This window comes from Alcanivorax sp. 24 (genome assembly GCF_004360225.1).
In the GTDB taxonomy this organism is placed as follows: domain Bacteria; phylum Pseudomonadota; class Gammaproteobacteria; order Pseudomonadales; family Alcanivoracaceae; genus Alloalcanivorax; species Alloalcanivorax xiamenensis.
This window is the reverse complement of record NZ_SNUA01000074.1, coordinates 1-485: the sequence shown is the minus strand read 5'-3', so window position 1 is coordinate 485 and position 485 is coordinate 1. Positions and strand designations below refer to the sequence as shown.

At 42.9% G+C, this 485-nt stretch carries 1 protein-coding gene; it reads right to left on the bottom strand.

Features of this window, described 5'->3' with window-relative positions; translation table 11 throughout:
- Positions 1–90: 90 nt before the first annotated feature.
- Positions 91–485: GTPase-activating protein (locus tag E0L37_RS21320; RefSeq protein ID WP_205655683.1), on the bottom strand; the 395-nt coding region annotated here is incomplete at its 5' end.

Sequence of the window (485 nt, the reverse complement as noted above, 5' to 3'; positions counted from 1 at the left end):
CTTTTAGTTTATACAGAAGTTGTCCTGCATAAAACGCAAGCCCTGCGATAATTGCCGCACCAATTACGATGGCAATAATCAAGGTTGTGCTCATCGCTCATCCTCATCTTCGTCATCAAACCATTCATTGGCTAAGTCATCAGATAAGTACTTATCGAAGTCAGATTCACCTTCATCGTATGAATCATCTTCAAAGTCATCTTCGTACTCGTCTTCATCTTCAATGCCTAATAACTCGCAAAGTGCTTGGTGGCGAGCAATACGGCTATTGAAGTACTTAGCGTCTTTACCTGTTAATAACTCACCGCGCTCATGACGCTCAACCAGCTTAAGTAGACGCTCGTCATTCTCTAGCGCTTCTAACTCTTGCTCTGGTGTTAGTTCAGGCTCAGTCACTTTCTTAAGCTCAACCATAGGTTTTAAGTTGCGTTTCATTTCAACTTTCGGCTCAGCCTTAGGCGCAACTAAAGAAACCGGCTTTTTAC